Consider the following 22223-nt stretch of genomic DNA (forward strand, 5'->3'; position numbering starts at 1 on the left):
CGGGGGACAGGTTAATGATATTCCCGTTTTTTCGAAAGCGTCATCATTGTTGTTTAAAGAAGAAACAATTAGAATGTAGAAAAATCCATCCTTTGCGGAGGTATAGCAAAATATGATCTATCATGAATGGAATCGTAAATGGAATGAACTTGAATGCCACCGTCTATACCGCAACGATGATTTAGAAAAGGATAAACAAGGATATATTGCGTGGGAACGGGAGCTGCCGTTTTTTAAAAGCTACCGCAGTCGTGCGTTTTATGTTGCTGATATGTCCCGTTATATTGAGCATTGGGCTGCCGACGAAGAAAGAAAAGCGAGAGCAATCACGCGTCGTTTTCCGGAAAAATTCCGGGAGCAGAAGGAGGAAGCCGACCGTCTCATCCAGGCGGACTACCGGCTGCTGCTTTACCGTCGTCTGTATGAGGGAAGAGTGCCTTACGTTTTAATGTCTCCAAGACAGATGGAAGTGTGGCTGCAGAAGGAAGAGGCATTTCAGCTGCAGCTGACAACGCTGAGTGCCGAAGAGGGCCCGCTTCAAAGCCTTTCTTTTTTGAAAAAACAGATGGGAAACAAAAATTATCGTAAATGGTTTGCCCAGCGCCGAAAAGAATGGGAAAAAATAAAGAAGCAGGACGCCATGGACCTGCTTTCTTTATCTCCGTACCGGTCGCGCCAGCGGGAAGAAAAGAAAATATAGCCCCCGGGCAGCGGTCTGTTTAAATATACGGAGCGACTGCTTTGCGGTGGGTGTGAACGTCCACACTGCTGCCGGAAACGATGAGAACAGTGGGGCCTTTAACGGATATGAGTCCATCTAAAAGAGCGCCGGCGCCGACAGCGGCTGCCCCCTCGACCACCATTTTATGCTTATCGTATAAAAACGCCATGCCACGGGCGATCGTGTCTTCATGCAGCCGGAGGCGCTGGTCGGCATAGCGCTGAACCATGGAAAAAGTGTATTGATTTTCGAGTCCGATACCTCCGAGCAGGCTGTCAGCAAGTGTCGGGGCCTCCGGTACGATAGTCGGCTTGCCGATATTCAGGCTCTCATCCATAGCAGCTCCTTCCCGGAGGGACAAACCGCTCAGCTCAAGATCAGGAATTTGTTCCTTCAGGGCAAGACCGAGGCCGGACAGCAGGCCCCCACCGGACAAACCGGTGAGCACGTGCTTCACGGAGGGTAGATGCTCGATGATTTCGAGCCCCATCGTTGCCTGCCCGGCGATGACAGAGGGGTGGTCAAAGGGAGGGATAAGAGTCAGCCCCTCCTCTTCGACGAGCCGGGCGCTGACTTCTCCGGCTTCATCCTGGCCGCTGCCTTCCACATGCAGCTCAGCGCCGCTTGCTTTGAGTGCCTCGACTTTATTTGCAGGTACGTTTTCTGAGACACATACGACGGAGCGGATGCCGAGACTGGCTGCTGCTGTCGCTACAGCGAAACCGTGATTGCCGGTGGAAAATGTGACTACGCCCTGGGCACGCTGCTCCGGAGTCAGAGAACGAATCATGTTAGTCGCTCCCCGGAGCTTGAAGGAGCCGGTGACGTGCATTTGCTCGAGCTTTAAGTACACGGGATGGCCGGCAATATTTGTCAGAGGCTGGGAAAAAAGGAGCGGCGTTTCCGGAAGTACCGGACGTAATCGCTGTCTTGCTTCCCAGGCATGCTGAAGTGTTAACATAGAATCATCTCCTGCTGCAGCAAAATTTATAATTATACTTATTTAAACATAAGCGGAGAAGCGAAAACAATACGGTCTGGCGGACGTTTGCCAGGTGGCGGATAGGGAACACCCAAATAGAAGTGTACGCAGAAAGGATGAATGAGTGTGAGAGTTGGTTTTATTGGAACAGGGATTATGGGTTCAAACATGGTAAAAAATTTAATGGATGCCGGGGAAAAGGTTACGATTTATAACCGGACTAAGCAAAAAGCACAGCACCTGCTCGACGCAGGAGCTGGGTGGCGGGAAACGCCGAGAGAGCTGGTTTCCAAGGTGGATGTCGTATTCACGATGCTGTCGAACCCTGAAGCAGTTGAGGAAATCGCGAACAGCGTGGACGGCCTGTTTGCCGGTGAAACAAGCCGGAAAATCTGGGTGGATATGAGCACCGTTAATCCCGGCTTTACCAGGCAGATGGCCAAAACTGCAAAAATGAAGGAAATGCGCCTGGTGGATGCACCGGTATCTGGATCTAAAGGGCCCGCTGAAAAGGGAGAGCTGGTGTTTCTGGCCGGCGGCCGTGAGGAGGACGTACAGAAGGTACAGCCGCTTCTCGAAATTATGGGTAAAAATGTTCATTACATGGGAGGAACCGGAAGCGGATCTGCAATGAAAATGTCCGTCAACTTAACGCTGATGCATGCCATGACGAGCTTATCAGAAGGCCTGCACGCAGCAGAAGGACTGGGACTTGATAAAGAGCAGGCGCTTGATGTGCTGCTTCAGGTGCCGACGACGGCTCCTGCTGTGGCTGGAAAGCGTGACATGCTTCTGAGCGGCAGCTACGAAACCCAGTTTCCATTGAAGCATGCCTACAAGGATTTACATTTGCTTGAGGAATCAGCGTACCAGGCAGGAATTTCCCTGCCGGTCACCGGCTCAGTCCGGGAAGCGTATGCGCTGGCAAAGCAGTACGGTATGGGTGATGAAGACTTTGCGGCGGTGTATAAGCTGCTGGCAAAAGGGAGCGAATAAAAAAATCCCCGGCAGGCCGTTTTTTCAGGCCTGCCGGGGATTTTTGCTATTTAGCGGGAGCGCTGCTCTGCTGTTCTTCGTTTGCCTGACGGGTCATTTCTTTTTCTTCTTTCGGTGAGCTTAAGAAAAGGGAAAGAATCAGGGCGACAAAGGCAAGAGCCGTGCTTCCCATAAAGGCCCATTCAAACCCGGCTACCTGAGCGAGCTGGGGAGCCGCTTCTGCGGAGGTCGAGGCGTCCGGCTGATACTGCTGGGCACCTAAGGCGACAAAGGTAACCAAGAGGGCCGTACCGATAGAAGCGGAAATCTGCTGCAGCGTATTCGCCATTGCCGAGCCGTGGGCGTACCATTTCATCGGCAGCTGGTTTAAAGCTGATGTCATAACCGGCATCAGTGCACAGGCGAGACCGAACATGCGGATGGCATATACGATAGTTAAATACGTAAACGATGTTTCAAGCGAAAGGTTCGTAAACATAAAGGTCGTGATGGTAACAATGGAAAGCCCGGTAATGGCAAGCCATTTCGCACCGAAGGCGTCAAACAGGCGTCCGGTAATCGGCGACATAATCCCAATCACAATGGCGCCCGGTAAAAGCATCAAGCCGGATTCCAGCGGTGTAAAGCCCAACACATTCTGCATGAACAGCGGCAGAAGCGTTTCTGCTCCTATTAATGAAATCAATACCGCCATAGTGATACCGATGGCGAGACTGAATATCTTAAATTTAAACACGCGGAATTCGAGCATCGGCGACTTCAGCGTAAACTGACGCCAGACGAATAATCCGATAATCAGGGCACCGACAATTACGGCGGTAAGAACGACCGGGCTGCCCCAGCCGCTTTCGGAAGCCGTCCCGAAGCCATACAAAAAGGAGCCGAACCCAAAGGAAGAAAGAATGATGGACAATACATCAATCTTCGGACTGCCCAGTTCGGTCACGTTTTTCAGGAAGACTGCCCCGGTAATAATTGTCAGTGCTACGATTGGAAGTACGGTAATAAACAAGGCTCTCCACGGAAAGTGCTCGAGTAGAAAACCGGAGAGCGTCGGGCCGATAGCCGGCCCAAACGAAATAACGATCCCGATCATGCCCATCGCTGTGCCGCGGCGCTCCACGGGAATAATGGCCAGAAGCACTGTCATTAAAAGAGGAAGCATAATGCCGGAGCCGGATGCCTGGATAACACGTGCAAAAAGAAGCACCGGAAACGAAGGAGCAATGGCTGCTATAGCGGTACCGGCACCGAATAAGCTGATAGCGGTCAAAAATAATCCTCTGGTAGTAAAGCGTTCAATTAAAAAGGCGGAGATTGGAATCATAATGCCGTTTGTCATTAAGAAGGCCGTCGTCAGCCACTGAACGGTCCCCTGGGTGACTCCGAGTGCGTCCTGAATGGAGGGCAGGGCAGTAGCGAGCAGTGTTTCGTTAATAATTCCCATAAAAGCACCAAGCAGCAGGGCAGTAATCATAGCTGCCTTCTGCCTGGTGGGAATGTCCCAAGATGAAGAACTCATAGTACGTGTTTCTCTCCTTTCCATGCGCTCCATTTTGCACTCAGCTTCTGTGTGTGCGTATGGAGATCCGCGTGGTGCTGCAGCTGATGCAGTAAAGCATCGATCAAAAATTCCCTCGGTATTTCTGCCTTGAACTCTTCATGAATCATTTCAGTTGTCTGGAGTGTCTTTTCAGGCAGTTCGCCCTGCGTGTGCCGGGCTTTTACAAATAAAAGCAGTGCTTCGGATTCGCAGCGGATGCTTTCCATGCCCTGCACGGGCTCTTCTCCTCCGGCCCATTCTCTCGGAAGCTGGGGATGGAGATCACTGTCATCTTTAACGATGGAATGAAGCCTCTCTACGATGAATGCCGATAGCTGGTTCAACGGGAGAGCGGAAATATGCCAGGTCATAAGGGTTAAATAGGAGTGCATGATTCCTTCGAGAATGACAGCAAGATCACTGACGTAAGGGTGCACCCGGGGGCCGAAGGCTTCCAGTAGTGATTGTTCATGCCATTCCTGAAAAAAGCGGCGCATACGGTTTAAGTAGTTGGAAATTTTGTTTTCCGTGTGAGGGGGGAACTCCGTGAATAGCATCTGAAACAGCGGACGGTACTCCGTGAATTTCTCCAGCTCGATGCGTACTTTACCCTCGAGCCGCTTGAGCTCAGGCTCATGCTGCGTTTCCTGATAGTTTTCGGCCTCATAAAGCATATTTTCATGCACTTTGCGGAGCAGCTCTAAAAGCATCGTTTCTTTGGAATCAAAATGCTTATAAAAGCCGCCTTTGGATATGCCGCAGGCCGCTGTAATGTGCTGGATGGAAGTGGAGTGGAAGCCCTGCTTCACAAACAGCTGCAGTGCTGCTTCCAAAAGCTCATCCTTACGCTCTGTCATGCAGCTTTCGACCCCCTTTTTGACTCTGTGGTTACTTTTGGTGAACGTTTAGTCACAAAGAGTATCGTAGCATTTGCCATGTATAGAATCAAGTAATGAGCTTAGAGATTTTGAGGCAAAAAAACCTGCCGGCAGCCCGGCAGGTTTATGTATCTAAATAATCAACGCCCCGCTCTGTGAGCTCTTTTGTACCATGGCCCAGATGGAGATAGACGATCAGGAGCGCAATCCCGGCGGCAGACAGAAGTCCCCCGGCTCCCAGCAGGCTGATCCATTGCCACGGGGCTGTATTCCATAAGGGAAGAAAAGCCGGCTCCGGACCGTGCCATTTTGAGTGCAGGGACAGACCGGCGCTTAAAAGCATCCAGGCGGGGACGAAAAAAAGCAGAAGGTACAGAACGTTGAGGAAAAAGGATACCACTCCTGTATCGAACCGCACCCGCTTTTGCGGGTTTTTTTCGTTGTATGTTCCGCCGGCGGCCCCGGCCCAGACACCTGAAGCAGCGGCAACAGCTGTGAGGGAAAGTGTCAGGACAAGCCCGGCGAAAAACAGTACGATGCTCCATCCAAAGAGCAGAAAGGTGATCAGTTCAAGAGCTGTAAGTGCCACCCCTGTCATAACCCAGTGAGCCAGAAATTTTCCGAGGACAATCTGCCGGGGTGTTATAGGGAGCGCCCGCAGCATCCATCGGGAATCGCCCTCTCTTCCAAATGCGGCCGCAGCAAACTGCTGCAGACCAAGCAGAATAGCTGGACCGAGCATAACGTGCACACTGCTCCAGGCGGAGGCGGGGTTTGTCCAGGGCGAAGCAAGCGCCGAGTCGCTGCCAAAGAAATTGATGAACATTAAAATAAGAATAAGGGCAAACGTGAAGCAGGTGGTCCATTCTTTAGGATTTCGCTGCACAGCCCGCCATTCCTTAAAGGCAATAGCATGGGGGACAGGGCGGGCGGCTCCGGGCCTGGTCGATTTGATTTTGTTTCCCACGGGCTCGGCGGCCCGCTGCCAGGAGGAAAAATAGTGTTTTTCCACGAACCACAGGGAAGCGAGGCTTATGACCGCCAAAGCTCCGAGGGAGGCAGCTGTATAAATGACTCCTGTGCCTTCCCCGTGAAAAGAAGCGAAAAGAGCGGCTGCCACCGGCTGCGTGGGCAGCCATACGGGAGCTGCTTCAATGGTAAGGGATGTGTTACCGTTTTGCATAATAATGTTTGGCATCTGCGCAGCCAGAACAAACAGGGCTGCAGATATGAAGCTGATTACAGTAGTCAGCTGCTGGACACGCTGGGCCGGCAGAATATAAACCAGAAACAGATTCAATAGAAACGCGAGGCCTGCTCCAAAAACAGACAGGCCGAAAAACAAAAGAGCAGCGGCCGGATAAAACAGTAGGTGGGCTCCGGAAACGACTCCGATAATAATGCTGAGCCCGGTTAACAATAAAAAGGAAAGCAGGGGGAATCCGGCCCATCCGGTGAAAAACTGCATGGCAAACAGATGCCTTGAGCGGATGGGAAGAGTGAATAAAAACTCAATATCCTTGGAGCCGAACAACAATTGAAAGGTGCGCGGCATGGTCACGAAAGTGATGACAGCCATGATGCTCAGCAGCAGGTAAACGACGACCGCATGTAAGCTTTCCGGAGAAAAAACGTCCCCGGCCGCAGCCATGCCGAGACCAAAGGGAACCATAATGAACAGGGCCAGGGCTGTCAGAGTGATGTATAATACTTTTCGCCCGGACGGCAGAGACTTGTACTGATGGCGCAGCGTTTTTTTCTGATAATACCAGAGCGTTTGTATCACGGAACCTCTCCTTCAGGGCCTTCGGTTTCGTGCTGCTCTGTCATGCGGAGAAAGACATCCTCCAGAGAGCCTTCGGCGTGACCGGCATGCTCCTGTTTAAGCGCCTCTGGAGTGCCCGTCTGCAGAAGCATCCCCTGGTGAATGATTCCAACCCGGTCACAGAGCTGATCAGCAACGTCGAGCATATGAGTGGAGAAAAAAACGGCAGTGCCGTCTGCTGCGGTTTCGCGCAGAATAGCCCGAAGGTCGCGTGAGCTCTTCGGATCGAGCCCGACCGTAGGTTCGTCCAGAAAAATAACAGACGGCTGATGAATCAGGGCTCCGGTTAAAGCTATTTTCTGCTTCATGCCATGTGAATATGTCTCCATTAACCTGCCGGCGCTTTCTGTTAAATCAAACCGGTGCAGGAGCCTCTCTGCATGTTCTATCCATATGTTTTTGTCGAGTTTAAATACAGAAGCAATAAACTGAAGAAATTCCCATCCTGTGAGCTTTGGATAGATATCTGGTTTATCGGGCAGATAAGCAAGCTGCTGCTTTGCTTCGAGCGCCTGACTTATAATCGATTTACCATGAATGTATCCATCCCCGCTGCTCGGTTCAAGCAGTCCGGCGAGCATCCGCATCGTCGTTGTTTTACCGGCCCCATTTGGTCCGAGAAAGCCGAATATTTCATGAGCGTGGACCTCGAAACTCAATGGGTGTACAGCAGTGGCCCCCTTAAATTGTTTTGTCAGCTGGCTTACTTCTACTGCGGGATAATCATGCATGTCGGGCCCTCCTTTGTATGATATGCTGTGGGAAAGATGAAAAGACATGTTCATCATAAATGATATAGAAAATAATGGAAATGATAAAAGAGCGTACCGTGTAAGGAGGCAGAGGGCTGAAATGACCTACGAAGAACTGGCGGATAGACTGGACCGCACGTCTGACGGTGAAATGATTGGTTTTTTGATGGTACCAAAAGCGCACCGGAAGCAACAGAAAAAAGTGAACAGCTATTTAAAGGAACGCTACGCTGCATCTGATTCCGCTTCCCTAAAAGATATCGTGGAGCAATTTTGTGAAGAAAACCTGGAACCGGGGGAAAGCCGGGAAATTGAATTTTATCCAACGGAAAAATTAACATAGCTAAACGGGGGAGAAACGTTGAAACCAAAAAAAGTGATGAATCTGGCCACGCTTATTAACGGCATCGGCGTATTTTTATTTATTTTAGCCAGTGTCCCGAACTGGATTCCCGCGATTTTATGCTTGTTTGGGTGCACGCTGCTCGTGTTTCGCAAACAGGCAGCAGACTGGTGGAATAAAAATATTACTAAAGAACCGGAGCAATGAAGGCAGCTGCGCTTGAGCGGCTGCCTTTTGGATTCACGCCGTACGAGCGTAGGTCCATTTGCGCCACAGATATTCCATTGGCCCCTGGGAAAATTTCTTCACATACCAATGGCTGCCGGCGAGCTGGAAAATATAAATGATTAACGCTGCAATAAACCCGCCAGTAACAGAAACCTCCCCGAACAGCCCCAGACCGTAGCCATGAAACAAGAGAACAGCAATAATAGTCTGCAGCAGGTAGTTTGTTAAAGCGAGTCTCCCCATGGAGGCGAATGGAAGCAGAAGCCGGCGCAGTCCTGGTTTTTTTACGGCCAGCACAAACGACGACACGTAAAACAGCATCATCACTGGTCCGGCGATATAATTCAAACCATCTCCGAGCCCGGTGCTGATACCGCCGGGAAGGGCTGTCCATTCCTGTTTAAGTGCTGTAACGGCGGCATTCAGGGCAAGGCCGAGCCACAGGCTGTGTACCCAGAGGCGCTTCCATGACTTTATATGAAACGCGGCTTCTGTAAACATGCTCCGGCGTCCAAAATAAAAGCCGAGGAGAAACAATCCAAGAATGAAGGGCACAGAAAACGGAAGCTGAAGCAGAACGAATACGACTTCATTGCTCAGCCGGTAGGATAAAATATCGACGTAGGAGCCGTTTCTCATTACAGAAATCCCCGAAGCAACTGACTGCTCGGCGGAGGCCCCGGGGTTCATTGAGGCAGTCCCCGCGGAGGCTGCAGTTAACAGGAGCGTCATAAAGACTCCCGCAGCAAGGATAAGCCCGAGAGCCCATGCTAAAACTGCTTTACTGCTTCTATAAATAAACATAAGCAGAAAGAAGCCAGTCGCCGCGTATAAGTGAAGAATATCGCCTGACCATAAAAATATGAGATGGATCATGCCGATAAACAGTAAAAAAAGAAGCCGGCGCTGAAAAATACGGTCAGCGGAAAGGTTTTTTTCTACCAGACGCTTGTGGAACATATAAAATCCGAGCCCGAATAAAAAAGAAAACAGGGGATAAAATTTTCCAATCACAAAAAAGTCCAGCAGCGTATTAATAGCTTGATCGGCTGCTGTAGTCTCCGTCAGACTGGTATTTATCATATCTGCGTACTGGCTGAAGCCTAGAGCTTTAAAGGCGGCCATATTTGCCAGTATAATGCCGAGCAGGGCAAAGCCTCTCAGCATGTCGATCGTATGTATACGTTCTTTTAGAGATACCGCCTGGGCCATCTGATTTCCTCCTTCTTAGAAACTGGATCCAGTATACCAAACCTACGTACAGAGAAAGAAAAGGTTGCGGTAATTCTTTAAAGAAAGATTACACGGGAAAAAATGAGGGTAGTAAAGAAGTATGGTAAATATGTTATTTCTCTACAGCTCTGTATAACGTTAAATGTACAGGGCTTTTTATTCATAAATAACTATCAATCAAAGTAAATACAGAAAAGGAGAGATACATTGAGAACAATAGAAATTAATATTCAGGAAGATGAAATGCACGGCACGATTGATGAAACACACAAGTTCACGTTCAGAAAAATGGAAAACCGGTCCAAAAAAACATTTCCCTTTGGTTTATTTAAAGGACACGCAAAGGAACATTCAAATGCCGCTTACCTTGAGATTTATCAGGAAGAAAACCGGATGCTTTACTGGGAGCTTGAAGATTTTCAGGATAAGGACTCTCTTGTTTTTACCCGGGAAGGGCTGCTTGAGGAAGGAGAATGGAAGCCGGAAGAACTTACGCTTGAAGGGCTTCGCGTAGAATTTTACGAACCGGAATTATAAAGCTTTGTACATAACAGGAAGCAGCTTCTAAAGCTATACCTCCGCGTTCTTGTTATAGTAGTGGTTTGATGCTTGGTTTTTTGGTTGGACTGCTGATCGGAGCTGTTTTTTCCGCCGTGATTTTTTTCATAAAACCCAGCCGGCTGCTCGCCAGTGAACGCTGGAGCCGTTTCGATGTACGAAGTATGAAATGAATACGGAAAAAGGACCGGTGCTTGAAAAAAGTGTCCGGTTTTTTATGTGGGTTTATTTAATAAAATTGCGGGTTAAACGCAGATTATCGAAATTAAATGATTGAATGAAGCGCATGGGCGGGAAAGAGATAATAGAATATCATTTATTAAGGTGGTATTTTGTAGGCACAATGGCCGGCCTTCCCGGGGAGGTAGGCCTTTATTTTGCAATTCATACATAGATCTTTTTTGAGATCTTTAAATTTAGCCGATATATATTAAGAGGAGGAGAGGGCATGGCGGAAAATTACTCAAGTGAAGACCTACAGGAGCAACAGAAGCAGTTGGGAAGCTACCTTGGAAAGTTATTAAGGGATCACTTTGGGAAGGGCCCTGAATCGGTCTACGTCAGCATTGATCCTCATTGCATCGTAATGCATATCCGTAAATTTCTGTCTCCGATGGAGCAGGTTATCATGGGGCAGAGAAACCAGGAAGCTGTCGAAGAGCTCCGGGAGACAATGATGGAGCAGATCCTTCCTGAAGTGAAGCATTACCTGTCAAGGATCGCAGATATAGACGGCTGGGAGTTTTATTTTGACTGGAATATCGAAAACCGGTCGGGCATGATTACTGCCTTGAATTCTCAGGAGTTAAAGATCGAAAAAGAAAAAAAGCGACCGGAATACGAAGAAGATATCAAAAGAAAAGTGAACGACGTCAGTGCCAAAACAGAAAAAATTCCCGATGATATTGCGATGTACCAGATCAATGAACGAACATTAATAGCTGCCAGGACAGGTATTCTAATTCTAATTGAAAAAGAATTAATTAATCTGGGTCATGGAGCAAATCTGAAAACGGCGAAGCGTCACCTGGAAAAACAGCTGTTAAATGAAATACGCTTTGATCGTCTGTTTGGGGCGAAGGTACATGATATTTTCGTGGACTGGGATTTTGATAACGACACAAGCGTTGTTGTATTTGTTACGGATCCTGTGTCGGAGGCGAAGTAACTGTATGGTATATGTAAAAGGCCATGCTGGAATAATCCGGCATGGCTTTTTTGTATATCTTCCGGTCTGGCCGGCACGTAGGACGCAGCAGAAGTACTACTCTCTTTTAGGAACGGAACTAAAGATACATAACTCATAATAATGCCCTCTCATCGGGGTGTATTAGCGTTTCCTGTTATGAAAAGGCATGATCAGAAGAAAAAGTAAACCAATGAAAAAATCAGGACCGGATTTCCCCGGCCCTGAAGAGTGTTACATTATTAATCTGCTTGAGCCTGATCTATGCATTCCTTTGCCGGCTCTGCTGCAGCAGGAACTTCCACATCTTTGCCGTTTTTATACTTTTGAAGTATAGAAATCAGCTGACCGCGGTTAAAGTCAGAGTCATTTTTGTTTGGATTGCCGTTTGGTACCAGTTCATGGACTTCATCGATAATACATTCTTTTGTGACGTTTTCAACGGGAGCTTCCGGTTCTTCAGCGGCCGGTGCCCCGGCTTCAAGGCTGATCCGCCCCTCTGTTTCATAATCCACAGCGCCTTCCGTTTCCATTAAGAATTCAGCATAGGTGATCATGCTGTTAGTCACAAGCCCGGCATCCGGCTGGATAATTTCCCCTTCGAAATTATAGCCGTCCCCGCCGTCCGCGAGGAAGTTTGGCAGCGCGACCGAGTAGGTTTCCGTGCTTTCGACTGGCTCTCCGTCAATAGTTAGTTCGGCTCCGTTAAATGCCCCGTCTTCGGTGGTATAAATGGTATAGTTCAGCCCGGACGTCTGAAGATCCACCTGCTCATTTCGGTTGTAGGACTGCTCGATTACATTTTCAAGAGCTTCTCCGGTCATATTCATTTCAACGATATTATTTCCAAATGGTTCAATGGAATAAATATCTCTTGCAGTAATATCTCCAGGGTCGATGCCAGCCCGCAGGCCTCCGTTGTTATAAACGGCAACGTCTGTATCTGTGGTGTAGCGCATGGAGTCGGTCCAGAAGTTACCAAGCGGGGCGTCTTCCTCATAGCGGCTGTCTCTCGACAGACCGGTATTTGTTTCCCCAATCACTTCTCCGAGCAGTTCATCCGCTTCTGCTATATAATCATCTGCTTTCGCCTGAACGTCTTCATTCACCGCTTCTATGTTCTCGATGTCATGCAGCTGTCCTTCAGTGTTTGTTACTTCTCCGGTTTCATCGTCAAGGGTAAAGGTCATTTCTCCGATAAAGTCGAGGCTGGAGCCTGCCTGGGCAATAGGTGTGCCATTCACAACTGCCGGCTCTTCAAGGACAGTATGCGTATGGCCGCCAATAATGGCATCAAAAAAATCTACGTCCTCTGCCAGCTGCTCATCTTCACTGTAGCCTATATGAGTAAGGCCGAGAAAAAGGTCTGCGTCTTCTCCAAGGCTTTCGTATGACTCCGCCACCCCTGCGTAATCATTGTCAAAGCTGAGGCCCTCGATGCCATCAGGCGCTGTGGCAGGCGGCGCCTGAGTCAGCCCAAGAAGAGCGATATCGACGCCGTTAACGTTAATTTCATCATACGCAGCGGGTTCTTCAATAGGAATCGAGCTGTCTTCGATTGATGTATTGGCACTAATCCACGTGAAATCACTTTCTTCCTCATTTTGGGCGAAGACTTCCTGGCCATAATCGAATTCGTGGTTGCCAATCGTCATAGCTTCAAGTCCGACATCATTCATTAAGTCGACCATGGGAGCCCCGTCCTGTAAATCGACTACCGGGTCTCCGCTGAAAATATCCCCGGGGCTGACAAAGACCAAGTGATCAGATTCTGTTTTTTTCTCATCAATGTAACCGGCAAGCTTTCCCATATCTTCAATGGAAGAATGAATGTCATTGGCATGAATGACTGTTACCTCTGTTTCCCCCTCTGCTGCACCGGCATGAACTGCGGGCAGTGCGAAAAAAGCGGCAGAAGCGCTGGCAGCAATCCCCCATCGTAAATATGAATGGTTCATGTAATTCCCCCTATATGTATAAAAGATCTTATTAAAATGTAAGAAAATTTTGATCTTTTGCCAATAAGCAGGAATTACTGCTTGTAAACAATGAGAAAAAGAGAGAGCATGTACCCATGGCGCTGACAGACTTATACGACAGTATTTGACAAAACTCATAACCATGCCCTCTATTTTTTTACATCCAAAGTCGTGATTCTTTTAGATTATTAAGCCGGCTTTTCTGTCGGTCCGCCTCGCTTAGCCATGAATACGTATGTTACGAGAGCCAGTGCACTCATCAAAAAGATGGTGAGCCCCATCGGAACGGCTGTCTCTTCACCGGCAATCCCGACCATAGGAGCCGTTACGGCACCGAGTACAAACGGCAGAAGACCTAAAAGCGCAGAAGCACTGCCGGCGATATGACTCTGGGTTTCCATCGCAAGGGAAAACGAAGAAGTAGCGACAAAGCCGATAGAAGTAACAAAAAACAGGATAGGCAGCACAATTCCCCAGAGCGGTCCTTCAAAAATAACGACTACAAGCAGGGCCAGTCCGGCCGCAAACGCCATTACAAGTCCAGTTTCAAGAAATGTTTTTTCAGGAATAACAGAAGCAAAACGGCCGACCATAAACGTTCCCAGCAGAAGGCCGAGTCCGTTTAAGCCAAACAGAATACTAAATACCTGTGGGGATACGCCGTATATATTTTGATAAATAAACGGAGTGCCGGCTACGTAAGCGAAAATCCCACCGATCATAAATCCCTGGGAGAGAGCGTATCCCGAAAATTGCCGGTCTTTAAGAAGAGAAATAAAATTGCTGAAGGTAGCACCGAGGTTGCTTGGCACCCGGTCGTCTACAGGCAGCGTTTCGCCTAACCGAAACGCTGTAATCAGCAGCAGAATAGTACCGAGTACAGAAAGTGTTAAAAAGATTCCGGGCCAGCTGGTGAAAAGGAGCACTCCGCTCCCAATAGAAGGAGCGAGCAGCGGCACGAGATTGTTGACGAGCATCAACAGGGCAAACAGCTTCGTAAGTTCAGCGCCGTTGCTGACATCGCGGACTATTGCCCGGGAAATAACGAGTCCGGCAGATGCGGCAAAGCCCTGAATAAAACGTCCTGCAATCAAAATGAAAACATTCGGTGCAAAAATACAGGCAGCTGAAGCAGCAATATAAACGATCAGGGCGACAATCAGCGGCCGGCGGCGTCCGTACACGTCACTGAGGGCTCCGGCGACGAGCTGGCCAACGCCGAGCCCGAGCAGACAGGCTGTTAAACTCAGCTGTACAATAGAGGCACTGGTTTCGTAGGAAGCGGTAATATCAGGAAGGGCGGGAAGGTACATATCAATAGTCAAAGGAATCAGTGCTGCAAGTGCTCCGAGCAGGATAACAAAACGGGCCCGCTTGAAGCCGGTTAATTGGTTCATATGTAGACCGCCTTTCTAAGCGAAAATATAAATAAAGGAAAAAGATTAAACCTGCTTCAGCTTACCTAAAAAAAGAAGAGATGGAAAGTTTTTTGCCCGTCCTCATCAAAAGAGGCCGATTCTATAAGCATAATTTTTTGGAAAATAAGGCGTATGAATCCGCTTCTCCGTTATAATAAAGATAGATATTGAGGAGGAAAGCGCCATGAAAACAAAATTAAAACACTACGCTCTGCGGCTGACAATTACGGTGGGTGCCGCTATTTTGATTTTGCTGCTTTCACGCTTTTATCTGCATCTCGATCCTGAAGATGTGAAAGGGTGGATGGAAAGCATTGGATTTTTAGGACCGGTCGTTCTGCTGCTGTTATTTGTGATCCGGCCGTACCTGCTGATTCCTCTCCCCGTGTTCGCCATAGCTTCCGGGTTTTTGTTTGGGCACTGGCTGGGCGCCCTCCTTATTTTTCTTGGGGCCGTTCTGGGTGCCTCCGTATCTTTTTTTACGAAAAGACGCAAGGCGGGAGATTTAAACTTAGACGATAAAAATATGGAGGAGCTCGATAAAATCAAGGAAGAGCTCGAGGAACACGGCTTCAAATTTTTATTAATGCTCCGGCTCATCCCGGTGCTTCATTATGATTTATTAACCTCCCTCAGCGCCCGCCTGGATGTAGGATGGCGGCAGTATCTGGGCGCCACTCTGATAGGTACTATACCGCGAGCTGTACTGCTCGGCTTTTTTGGTTCGAGTATTCTTTCCTTTGAGCCGATGAAAATGATTATCCTGGGAATCCTTGCAGTGGTGATAGCTGTGCTCGGCTATGTGCTTAAACGAAGGGTAGAGGACGAATTTAACACCGAAGAGCTAAAAGAAGAAACTAAACAGCTGCAGCCGCCGGTATGAATGCAGCCCGGATGCAGTAAAAAGGAGAGAAAAATATGGATCTGCAGCTTGCAGGAAAAACGGTGCTCGTACTGGCATCAAGCCGGGGCCTTGGAAAAGCATCGGCTGCCGCATTCGCGAAAGAAGGCGCCGACGTTATGATTACTGGCCGTTCGGAGGAAAGCCTGAGAGGAGCAGAAAAAGAGCTTTTGTCTCTCAGCGGTCGCGGCCGGGTTGGTTATTATGTGTGCGACATTACGAAAAAGGCGGAGATAAAAGCGCTCGTGGAATACACTGTGGAAGCATTCGGTCCGGTCGATGTGCTCGTTAATAACGCCGGCGGTCCTCCTGCCGGCACGTTTGATGATTTTGATGATGATGACTGGCAGCAGGCGTTTGATTTAAATCTGATGAGCTTTGTACGCGCGATACGCGCAGTGCTGCCTTCAATGAAGCAGAGCGGAGGCGGACGGATTGTCAATATTACCTCTTCTTCGATGAAACAGACGCTGGACAATTTAATTTTATCGAATACATTCCGGGCCGGCCTGATGGGTCTGGCCAAAAGTCTGTCCCAGGAGCTCGCTCCACACGGCATTCTCATTAATTCCCTGGGTCCTGGAAAAATAGCTACAGACCGGGTGGCAGAGATTGATGAAAAAAAAGCCGGACAGATGAATAAAGGCGCGGAGGAGGTGCGCAGGGACTCGGAAGCAGGCATTCCGCTCGGTCGATACGGGCAGCCGTCAGAGTTTGCTGCGCAGGTCGTTTTTTACGGATCCTTTGCCAACACCTATGTGACCGGCCAGACACTGCTCGTGGACGGAGGGCTGATAAAGGCGCTGTAAAGCTTATACTCTGCGCTGCCGGATAACATTTAAGCCATTTTTCATCAGAAGAAGTCCTAAAGAAAGAATGGGTGGGAAACCAGGGGCGGTTTTCCGGCCTTTACTAAGCCGGGCGAGCTGCTGGTTATACCAGGCAAGCTCCATAATCCCGAGGTTATCAATAAACGGAAGACCGGTTTTGACAGGAACAATCCGTGGGACCGGAGCTTTTGAAAGAAGCCTGGCCGGATAGTCCGGGCACGCAGCCATTGGTCTTGCCAGGCCGATGAAATCGGCTGCACCTGACTGGAGCGCGTTGTCCATCGCGGGACGGGTGCGGAAGCCTCCGGTTAAGATTACCGGCACCTCTGTGGTCTGCTTCAGGCTTTCGGCATATTCGAGGAAATAAGCTTCACGCCGAAGCGTAGAGGCAGAAGCATTTTTTCCGAATAACTCCGGACGTTCGTAAGTGCCTCCGGAGATTTCAATCATATCCACTCCAAGGCGTTCGAGCTCTTTAATTACATACCGGGATTCTTCCTCCGAGAAGCCGGCTTTCATAAAATCCGCACTGTTAATTTTTACTCCAACAGGAAATTCTGGTCCAGTAGCCTCACGGACAGCGTTAAAAATTTCGCGTAAAAAGCGGAAACGGTTGTTAATCGAACCGCCCCATTCGTCGGTCCGCTGATTATGACGGGGCGAGAGAAACTGGCTGATCAAGTAGCCATGGGCGGCGTGAATCTGAACGCCGGTAAAGCCGGCATGTTTGGCCAGGGAGGCGGTATGGGAAAACTGCCGGATGATTGTTTTTATTTCTGGATGCGTTAGAGCCCGGGCGTCGGGAAAGAAGCGCTGAATCCCTGAGTCAAACGGTACAGCCGAAGGGGCGACGGCTTCACGGGCCACGCCTTTTGGTACCTGTTTGCCCGGGTGATTAATCTGCATCCATAAATGGGTATCATTATGCGTGCCGGCACGGGCCCAGGCGCGGAACAGGCCAAGCTGCTTTTCGCTCTCAAGCACGACGTTTCCCGGCTCCCCAAGCGCCTGCTGATTTATCATCACGTTCCCGGTAATCAGTAAGCCTGCCCCTCCTTTAGCCCATGTGTGGTACAGCCGGAAGATGTCAGCATCCGGCAGGTGGGCTCTTGTAGCGAGGCCTTCGCTCATGGCTGATTTAACGAACCGGTTTTTAAATGTCACATTTTTATTATGTAATGTAAACGGGGAAGCGGCGGTAACGTCTGTCAACGAGATCCTCTCCTTACTATTCGAATGGGTTGGGAAAAATTAAGCGGAGCGCGTCACAGATGCGCTCCGCTTGTTTTATTACTGCTCGTGGGAAATAACAATTTTGCCGAAAAAGTTTTGGCTCTTCATATGGCGGTAGGCCTCCTGGGCCTGTTCAAATGGATAGACCGTATCAATGACCGGTGTCAGCTGATGGGCAGCGATTGCACGGTTCATGGATTCAAACATGTCCCGGCTGCCGACACCGATCGTTCTTGTGGAAGCTTTTCCGAACAGGTCGAAGTAATCAATTTTCTCCCCGGTTCTTGTGAGCACGCCGATTAAAGAGAGTTCCTCGCCGGGGGCGACTGCTTCAATGGACTGATGGAATGAAGCGGGACCAACCACTTCGACGACCCGATTGACGCCGCCGTTGGAAAGCTCTTTCGCACGCTTTCCCCAGTCCGGGGTATCGTTGTAGTTGATGATGTTGTTAGAGCCGAGTTCCTCGAGCTTTTCCTCTTTCCAGCTGCTCGAGGTGGTGGAGATAACGCGCAGGCCGAGGATTTTCGCCAGCTGAACGGCGAAGACGGAAACGCCACCGGTGCCAAGCGTCAGAACGGTATCTCCGGGACCGGTTGGAGATGGTCCGTGAAGGGCGTTCCAGGCAGTGACGGCCGCGCATGGAAGCGTTGCTCCCTGCTCGTACGTAAGATGATCAGGCAGACGCACAAGCTCTTCCGGATTGATGACTTTATAATCCGTCAGCCAGCCGTCACTGTGTGTGCCATACGGCTCCATATAGGAAGGACGCTTTCCTCCGAACCATTCCCGTGTGAAATTACCGGCTACCCGATCTCCAACGCGGAAGCGGCGAACGTCTTCGCCTGCTTCGACAATTTCACCGGCCCCGTCCGACAGCTGTACGAGATTATCCCGCAGCTCGCCCGGATAGTTGCCTTCGATCATCGCGAGGTCGCGGTAGTTTAAGGAAGTAGCTTTTACCCGGACAAGCACTTCTCCCCGCTGCACCTGCGGCATGGATTCTTCTGTCATCTCCAGATTTTCTATGCTTCTCGACTCCCGAAGCCGAAAAGCCCGGTTTTGTGCTGATGCCATTGTATAGCCTCCTTGGATGTTTGGACTCCTTACTGTTCATTCCCCGGGGAATGATTTTTTAAAAGAGGCGGGCGTGATTTTCAGCAAAAAGTTATACTAAAAGCATGACCGGATATTTTTCTGTGAAAAACAGAGATATTATTACGTTTAATAAAGAAGAAGTCAGTCCCCTATAAAAAAGGAGGTCCGGGGTGCGGAAAAACACAGCTATGACCGAAGTAGAAAATGTGATTGTACACAAGGCAGCAGAGTTCCAGGGGTATACTGTTTTATTTTCGATCCACGGCCAGCGCTTTCAGTTTTTAATAGCCGATGGAAAGCCGCTATTTCCGTTAAATGTCCTTCATACGTTTGCTGAAAAGGATGTATGCGGCCAGTGTGGAAAAAAGGTGCTGCAGGTGCCGGTAGGCCAACAGGTATGCAGAGCTCTTCAGCACCGAAAAAAAGAACTGCTCGCCTATATGGAGGAGCATTTTCTGTGGGGACCGGCAGGACATATTTAAATACGCAGGAGGGTTAGTATGTACAAACTAATAGCCGTAGATATGGATGGGACTATGCTGAATGATCAGCACGAACTGACGCCGGAGGTGATTCAGGCGGTCCGGAAAGCGAAAGCAGCCGGCATCAAAATCGTCCTGTGTACCGGACGGCCGCTCCCGGGTGTCCAGCGTTATGTCGATCAGCTGTCACTTCGGGAAGAGGGGGACTATATTGCTGTATTTAACGGCGCGCTTGTCCAGGAGACATTCGCAAGCCGGGTCGTCAGTCAGCTCGATATGCTGTATGAAGACGTTATGGAGCTTGAGCATCTGAGCCGGGAGCTGCCCATAGCTATGCAGTACTTTAGTGAAAAGCATATTTACACGCCGCAAAAGGATATTGATAAATACACGGTGCTTGACGCTTACTTAAATAATATACCTTTACGCGTGCGCATGCTTGAAGAGGTCGGACCATCTGTGGCACTGCCGAAGGTGATGTTTGTCGGGGATAAAGAAGACATTGACCAAACAGAGCTTTTACTGCCGGAGAAAATTAAAGCGAGAAATGAAATCATGCGCAGCACCCCGCATTTTTTGGAATTTCTCCATCCAAAAGCAAGTAAGGGTAACGCAGTGATGGATCTGGCGGCCCGGCTCGGCATCGCCCGGGAGGAGGTAATGTGTATCGGAGATAACGGCAACGATTTATCTATGATAGAGGCAGCAGGGTGCGGGGTGGCGATGGGAAATGCCATTCCAGAAATCAAGGCAGCAGCTGATATTATTACACTGACAAACAATGAAAATGGGGTGGCAGAGGCCATTAATAATGTGCTGCTGGAGTCCCGTTAAGTAAAAAAGCCTTTATTCCGCGCGGAATAAAGGCTTTACTTGTATTTCCCGGGAAATCGGGATTATTCGAATGGATAGCTAAAATTCCACTGCCGCCGGGATTCGTCCATAAGTGCCATCACATCAGAGGAGTACTGCAGAATAGAGGCATAGTCCCGGCTGGAGACGGACCGTTCCATTTCCCGGATTTCATAATGCAGGGCTTTTGACGTCTCGCCCTGAGTAACGCGCTCGCTTTCTCCGCTTGTATACTCGATGACTCCCTCGTCGGCCCGCGGAAAGTTGTCGACAGTAATTGAGCCCTTATCGCCGGCAATAATCCCTCTCTTGGGAAGCCTGGAGCTGAAGGAAAGCTGGACTGTTGCCATCTGGCCCCGGCTGTTTTTTAAAACGATGCCTGACTGGTCATCGACGCCGCTTCCGGCCATTTCTCCAATGGTAGTTACCTCCTGCGGCTGCTCCTGCAGGAAAAAACGGGCAAAAGACAGGGCGTAAACGCCGATATCAAGCATTGCGCCCCCGGCAAGATCCGGGTTAAAGAAGCGGTTGGTGGTGTCGTACTCTTTAATAGTACCAAACGTGACGTTAATAGAGCGCACGCTGCCGATTACCCCGTCTGCGATTTTTTGCTGCAGCTTACGGTGAAGCGGATGATAATACAGCGTCATCGCTTCAAGCAGCACCAGGTCCCGGTCTGAAGCAAGTGCCGCCAGTTCATCGAGCTGCTGCTTGTTAACAGTAATGGCCTTCTCGCAAAACACATGCTTCCCGTTTTCAAGGCACTGCCTGGCAATCTCGTAGTGATTCGTGTGGGGAGTGGCGATATAGACGATATCAAGCGCTTCGTCTTCTATGAATGTCTCCAGCGAATCAAACGGATGCCCAATGTTAAAATCATCTGCAAAGCCTTTGGCTTTATCCATGGTGCGGGAGCAGACGGAATGAATGCTGCCGTGTTCCTCGTTCAATGCTTCCGCAAATTTTCCGGCAATATTGCCGGTGCCAATGATGCCCCAGTTAAAGCTCATATGCGTCACACCTTTTCGTTTAGTTATTTTACCCGGCTATTATAACGCAGCCGAAGGATGATAAGGAGGTAATTTCCAGTTAAACAGGGGAGAATAATTTATTTTGCCTGTTTTCCGCTAATTTTATGGTACGTATCTTCGTGGCAGATGACGAAAAGCTGGGCGTCCTCCGGAATACGTTCGTCGAGCTTATGATTGATATTTAAATCATCGTGGTCTGAAACGAGAGTGGCTCCTTCTTCGAGCAGATCCATGTAGGCTTCGCGGTATGTCCCCCACGAGGGGCGTTTAGGTATTTCATACAAATCCTCTCCGTGCTTCTTTGACAAAAGCTGTGACACGATCCTTGAGGTGCCCCGGCTGAAAGCGGAACGGACGGCCAGCTGGGAGATCATTTCTGAGCTGACGATAAATTCATCCACGTCCACATGGGTGAAGTTGTGAATATTATTTCGCTCCTTGACCTCTACGATGGTATAAATACCTTTAAAGTGACGCTGGATATTGGTGGCAATTAATAATGATTTGCCGTCGATATAGGAAGGATCATGAATATATTCTCCGCTGATGGTGATTTCATTGGGGAAAATAAATACCGCCCGGGCTTCACTGATATTTGCCTGCTCGAGTACTTCTTTTTCGGCCGGATTGCCGCGGACGTAAAACAGGCGGTCATGGTGATACGGTGTTTCTTCGTACTGATCGATAAGTACGATCTCAATATTTTTTTCCGTATTTAAAATTTCCTGGATCGCGATTTTCGCATGCTTGCTCCAGTCCGCAATGACGATATGATTTTTGCCGTTGTAATCCAATTTTCCCCGCTCCTTTCTGCGGTTGTACACGTATATAAAATCAATAGTTTTGCTGATAACGATAGAAATCAGGCCGATGCCGATCATATACAGAAAAATGCCGTACATTTTTCCAGGCACAGTCTCCGGCACGTAATCCCCGAACCCGACGGTAGTGACGGAGGTCATTACCCACCAGAAGCCGTTGAACGGGCTGCCGAATTCTTCTGGTTCTATGTAATAAATGGCAAAAGAGCTGCCGCCGATCACCAAAGCAGTGATCATAAAAATAACCGCTGTGTTCACATTAACCAGACGTTCAAACAGTTTATTAAAAAACACCCGGACCCCTCCTCTCTGCTAGAAGTACTATTACCCCTA

22 protein-coding genes are annotated in these 22223 nt (G+C 49.2%); 10 read left to right on the forward strand and 12 right to left on the reverse strand.

Annotated elements, in window-relative coordinates; all coding sequences use genetic code 11:
• Nucleotides 1–112: 112 nt before the first annotated feature.
• Nucleotides 113–700: a hypothetical protein gene (locus ACTRXI_RS04815; protein WP_474261326.1), complete on the forward strand. Its 588-nt coding sequence runs from the start codon at nucleotides 113–115 to the stop codon at nucleotides 698–700.
• Nucleotides 701–719: 19 nt separating this feature from the next.
• Here ACTRXI_RS04815 and eutB read toward each other — a convergent pair whose 3' ends face one another.
• On the reverse strand, nucleotides 720–1682 hold the full coding sequence (gene eutB, locus ACTRXI_RS04820; protein ID WP_474261327.1) for a hydroxyectoine utilization dehydratase EutB: 963 nt from the start codon (nucleotides 1680–1682) through the stop codon (nucleotides 720–722).
• A gap of 147 nt (nucleotides 1683–1829) precedes the next feature.
• Between eutB and ACTRXI_RS04825 the strand changes: the two genes are divergently transcribed.
• The gene (locus tag ACTRXI_RS04825; protein WP_474261328.1) at nucleotides 1830–2699 is read left to right on the forward strand and encodes an NAD(P)-dependent oxidoreductase; all 870 of its coding nucleotides are present in this window, start codon (nucleotides 1830–1832) and stop codon (nucleotides 2697–2699) included.
• A 46-nt stretch (nucleotides 2700–2745) separates the two neighbouring features.
• Here the strand turns inward: ACTRXI_RS04825 and ACTRXI_RS04830 are convergent, their stop codons facing one another.
• The 4 genes from ACTRXI_RS04830 to ACTRXI_RS04845 form a co-directional block, all read right to left on the reverse strand.
• Nucleotides 2746–4221 carry an MDR family MFS transporter gene (locus tag ACTRXI_RS04830; protein ID WP_474261329.1) on the reverse strand — a complete coding sequence of 492 codons (1476 nt, stop codon included), beginning with the start codon at nucleotides 4219–4221 and terminating at the stop codon, nucleotides 2746–2748.
• Nucleotides 4218–5099 carry a TetR/AcrR family transcriptional regulator gene (locus ACTRXI_RS04835; protein WP_474261330.1) on the reverse strand — a complete coding sequence of 294 codons (882 nt, stop codon included), beginning with the start codon at nucleotides 5097–5099 and terminating at the stop codon, nucleotides 4218–4220. Before ACTRXI_RS04835 ends, ACTRXI_RS04830 begins: the two co-directional genes overlap by 4 nt.
• Before the next feature lie 145 nt (nucleotides 5100–5244).
• Nucleotides 5245–6906 carry a putative ABC transporter permease subunit gene (locus ACTRXI_RS04840; RefSeq protein ID WP_474261331.1) on the reverse strand — a complete coding sequence of 554 codons (1662 nt, stop codon included), beginning with the start codon at nucleotides 6904–6906 and terminating at the stop codon, nucleotides 5245–5247.
• A complete protein-coding gene (locus ACTRXI_RS04845; protein ID WP_474261332.1) occupies nucleotides 6903–7676 on the reverse strand; it encodes an ABC transporter ATP-binding protein in 774 nt (257 codons plus the stop codon). The genes ACTRXI_RS04840 and ACTRXI_RS04845 overlap by 4 nt, the downstream gene beginning before the upstream one ends.
• A 121-nt stretch (nucleotides 7677–7797) precedes the next feature.
• Here ACTRXI_RS04845 and ACTRXI_RS04850 point away from each other — a divergent pair, with 121 nt between their 5' ends.
• Both ACTRXI_RS04850 and ACTRXI_RS04855 read left to right on the forward strand, forming a co-directional pair.
• A complete protein-coding gene (locus ACTRXI_RS04850) occupies nucleotides 7798–8040 on the forward strand; it encodes a hypothetical protein (RefSeq protein ID WP_474261333.1) in 243 nt (80 codons plus the stop codon).
• A gap of 18 nt (nucleotides 8041–8058) precedes the next feature.
• Complete coding sequence (locus ACTRXI_RS04855) at nucleotides 8059–8247, forward strand: hypothetical protein (protein WP_322525456.1); 189 nt, start codon at nucleotides 8059–8061, stop codon at nucleotides 8245–8247.
• A gap of 33 nt (nucleotides 8248–8280) precedes the next feature.
• Here the strand turns inward: ACTRXI_RS04855 and ACTRXI_RS04860 are convergent, their stop codons facing one another.
• Entirely contained in the window at nucleotides 8281–9480 is a 1200-nt protein-coding gene (locus tag ACTRXI_RS04860) for a DUF418 domain-containing protein (RefSeq protein ID WP_474261334.1), read from the reverse strand.
• A 228-nt stretch (nucleotides 9481–9708) separates the two neighbouring features.
• Between ACTRXI_RS04860 and ACTRXI_RS04865 the strand changes: the two genes are divergently transcribed.
• Both ACTRXI_RS04865 and ACTRXI_RS04870 read left to right on the forward strand, forming a co-directional pair.
• Complete coding sequence (locus ACTRXI_RS04865; protein WP_474261335.1) at nucleotides 9709–10038, forward strand: hypothetical protein; 330 nt, start codon at nucleotides 9709–9711, stop codon at nucleotides 10036–10038.
• A 469-nt stretch (nucleotides 10039–10507) separates the two neighbouring features.
• Entirely contained in the window at nucleotides 10508–11227 is a 720-nt protein-coding gene (locus tag ACTRXI_RS04870; RefSeq protein ID WP_474261336.1) for a Na-translocating system protein MpsC family protein, read from the forward strand.
• 260 nt (nucleotides 11228–11487) lie between these two features.
• Here the strand turns inward: ACTRXI_RS04870 and ACTRXI_RS04875 are convergent, their stop codons facing one another.
• Together ACTRXI_RS04875 and ACTRXI_RS04880 are read right to left on the reverse strand one after the other, a co-directional pair.
• Nucleotides 11488–13203, reverse strand: coding sequence for a bifunctional metallophosphatase/5'-nucleotidase (locus tag ACTRXI_RS04875; protein ID WP_474261337.1), 1716 nt, complete (start codon nucleotides 13201–13203; stop codon nucleotides 11488–11490).
• Between the two features lie 209 nt (nucleotides 13204–13412).
• Complete coding sequence (locus ACTRXI_RS04880) at nucleotides 13413–14621, reverse strand: multidrug effflux MFS transporter (protein WP_474261338.1); 1209 nt, start codon at nucleotides 14619–14621, stop codon at nucleotides 13413–13415.
• Between the two features lie 205 nt (nucleotides 14622–14826).
• Between ACTRXI_RS04880 and ACTRXI_RS04885 the strand changes: the two genes are divergently transcribed.
• Nucleotides 14827–15525: a TVP38/TMEM64 family protein gene (locus tag ACTRXI_RS04885; protein ID WP_474261339.1), complete on the forward strand. Its 699-nt coding sequence runs from the start codon at nucleotides 14827–14829 to the stop codon at nucleotides 15523–15525.
• Nucleotides 15526–15560: 35 nt separating this feature from the next.
• Nucleotides 15561–16352: an SDR family oxidoreductase gene (locus tag ACTRXI_RS04890; protein ID WP_474261340.1), complete on the forward strand. Its 792-nt coding sequence runs from the start codon at nucleotides 15561–15563 to the stop codon at nucleotides 16350–16352.
• 3 nt (nucleotides 16353–16355) lie between these two features.
• On the opposite strand, the gene ACTRXI_RS04895 is transcribed toward ACTRXI_RS04890, so the two are convergent.
• Both ACTRXI_RS04895 and ACTRXI_RS04900 read right to left on the reverse strand, forming a co-directional pair.
• Entirely contained in the window at nucleotides 16356–17585 is a 1230-nt protein-coding gene (locus ACTRXI_RS04895; protein WP_474261341.1) for an NADH:flavin oxidoreductase/NADH oxidase family protein, read from the reverse strand.
• Nucleotides 17586–17663: 78 nt separating this feature from the next.
• Nucleotides 17664–18683: a zinc-dependent alcohol dehydrogenase family protein gene (locus tag ACTRXI_RS04900; protein ID WP_474261342.1), complete on the reverse strand. Its 1020-nt coding sequence runs from the start codon at nucleotides 18681–18683 to the stop codon at nucleotides 17664–17666.
• Nucleotides 18684–18874: 191 nt separating this feature from the next.
• Between ACTRXI_RS04900 and ACTRXI_RS04905 the strand changes: the two genes are divergently transcribed.
• Together ACTRXI_RS04905 and yidA are read left to right on the forward strand one after the other, a co-directional pair.
• The gene (locus ACTRXI_RS04905) at nucleotides 18875–19186 is read left to right on the forward strand and encodes a hypothetical protein (RefSeq protein ID WP_474261343.1); all 312 of its coding nucleotides are present in this window, start codon (nucleotides 18875–18877) and stop codon (nucleotides 19184–19186) included.
• 18 nt (nucleotides 19187–19204) lie between these two features.
• A complete protein-coding gene (yidA, locus tag ACTRXI_RS04910; RefSeq protein ID WP_474261344.1) occupies nucleotides 19205–20020 on the forward strand; it encodes a sugar-phosphatase in 816 nt (271 codons plus the stop codon).
• 62 nt (nucleotides 20021–20082) lie between these two features.
• Here yidA and ACTRXI_RS04915 read toward each other — a convergent pair whose 3' ends face one another.
• Entirely contained in the window at nucleotides 20083–21048 is a 966-nt protein-coding gene (locus ACTRXI_RS04915; protein WP_474261345.1) for a Gfo/Idh/MocA family protein, read from the reverse strand.
• 98 nt (nucleotides 21049–21146) lie between these two features.
• A complete protein-coding gene (locus ACTRXI_RS04920) occupies nucleotides 21147–22184 on the reverse strand; it encodes a potassium channel family protein (RefSeq protein ID WP_474261346.1) in 1038 nt (345 codons plus the stop codon).
• Nucleotides 22185–22223: the final 39 nt, after the last annotated feature.

It is taken from the genome of Marinococcus sp. LNHM4E3-1 (assembly GCF_056034405.1).

Bases quoted from the DNA above. Each gene is read 5' to 3' on its own strand.
- ACTRXI_RS04900 (WP_474261342.1), bottom strand. From the start codon at position 18,683: ATGGCATCAGCACAAAACCGGGCTTTTCGGCTTCGGGAGTCGAGAAGC.
- ACTRXI_RS04830 (WP_474261329.1), bottom strand. From the start codon at position 4,221: ATGAGTTCTTCATCTTGGGACATTCCCACCAGGCAGAAGGCAGCTATG.
- ACTRXI_RS04860 (WP_474261334.1), bottom strand. From the start codon at position 9,480: ATGGCCCAGGCGGTATCTCTAAAAGAACGTATACATACGATCGACATG.
- ACTRXI_RS04880 (WP_474261338.1), bottom strand. From the start codon at position 14,621: ATGAACCAATTAACCGGCTTCAAGCGGGCCCGTTTTGTTATCCTGCTC.
- ACTRXI_RS04890 (WP_474261340.1), top strand. From the start codon at position 15,561: ATGGATCTGCAGCTTGCAGGAAAAACGGTGCTCGTACTGGCATCAAGC.
- ACTRXI_RS04885 (WP_474261339.1), top strand. From the start codon at position 14,827: ATGAAAACAAAATTAAAACACTACGCTCTGCGGCTGACAATTACGGTG.
- ACTRXI_RS04845 (WP_474261332.1), bottom strand. From the start codon at position 7,676: ATGCATGATTATCCCGCAGTAGAAGTAAGCCAGCTGACAAAACAATTT.
- ACTRXI_RS04850 (WP_474261333.1), top strand. From the start codon at position 7,798: ATGACCTACGAAGAACTGGCGGATAGACTGGACCGCACGTCTGACGGT.
- ACTRXI_RS04915 (WP_474261345.1), bottom strand. From the start codon at position 21,048: ATGAGCTTTAACTGGGGCATCATTGGCACCGGCAATATTGCCGGAAAA.
- ACTRXI_RS04835 (WP_474261330.1), bottom strand. From the start codon at position 5,099: ATGACAGAGCGTAAGGATGAGCTTTTGGAAGCAGCACTGCAGCTGTTT.
- ACTRXI_RS04870 (WP_474261336.1), top strand. From the start codon at position 10,508: ATGGCGGAAAATTACTCAAGTGAAGACCTACAGGAGCAACAGAAGCAG.
- yidA (WP_474261344.1), top strand. From the start codon at position 19,205: ATGTACAAACTAATAGCCGTAGATATGGATGGGACTATGCTGAATGAT.
- eutB (WP_474261327.1), bottom strand. From the start codon at position 1,682: ATGTTAACACTTCAGCATGCCTGGGAAGCAAGACAGCGATTACGTCCG.
- ACTRXI_RS04875 (WP_474261337.1), bottom strand. From the start codon at position 13,203: ATGAACCATTCATATTTACGATGGGGGATTGCTGCCAGCGCTTCTGCC.
- ACTRXI_RS04815 (WP_474261326.1), top strand. From the start codon at position 113: ATGATCTATCATGAATGGAATCGTAAATGGAATGAACTTGAATGCCAC.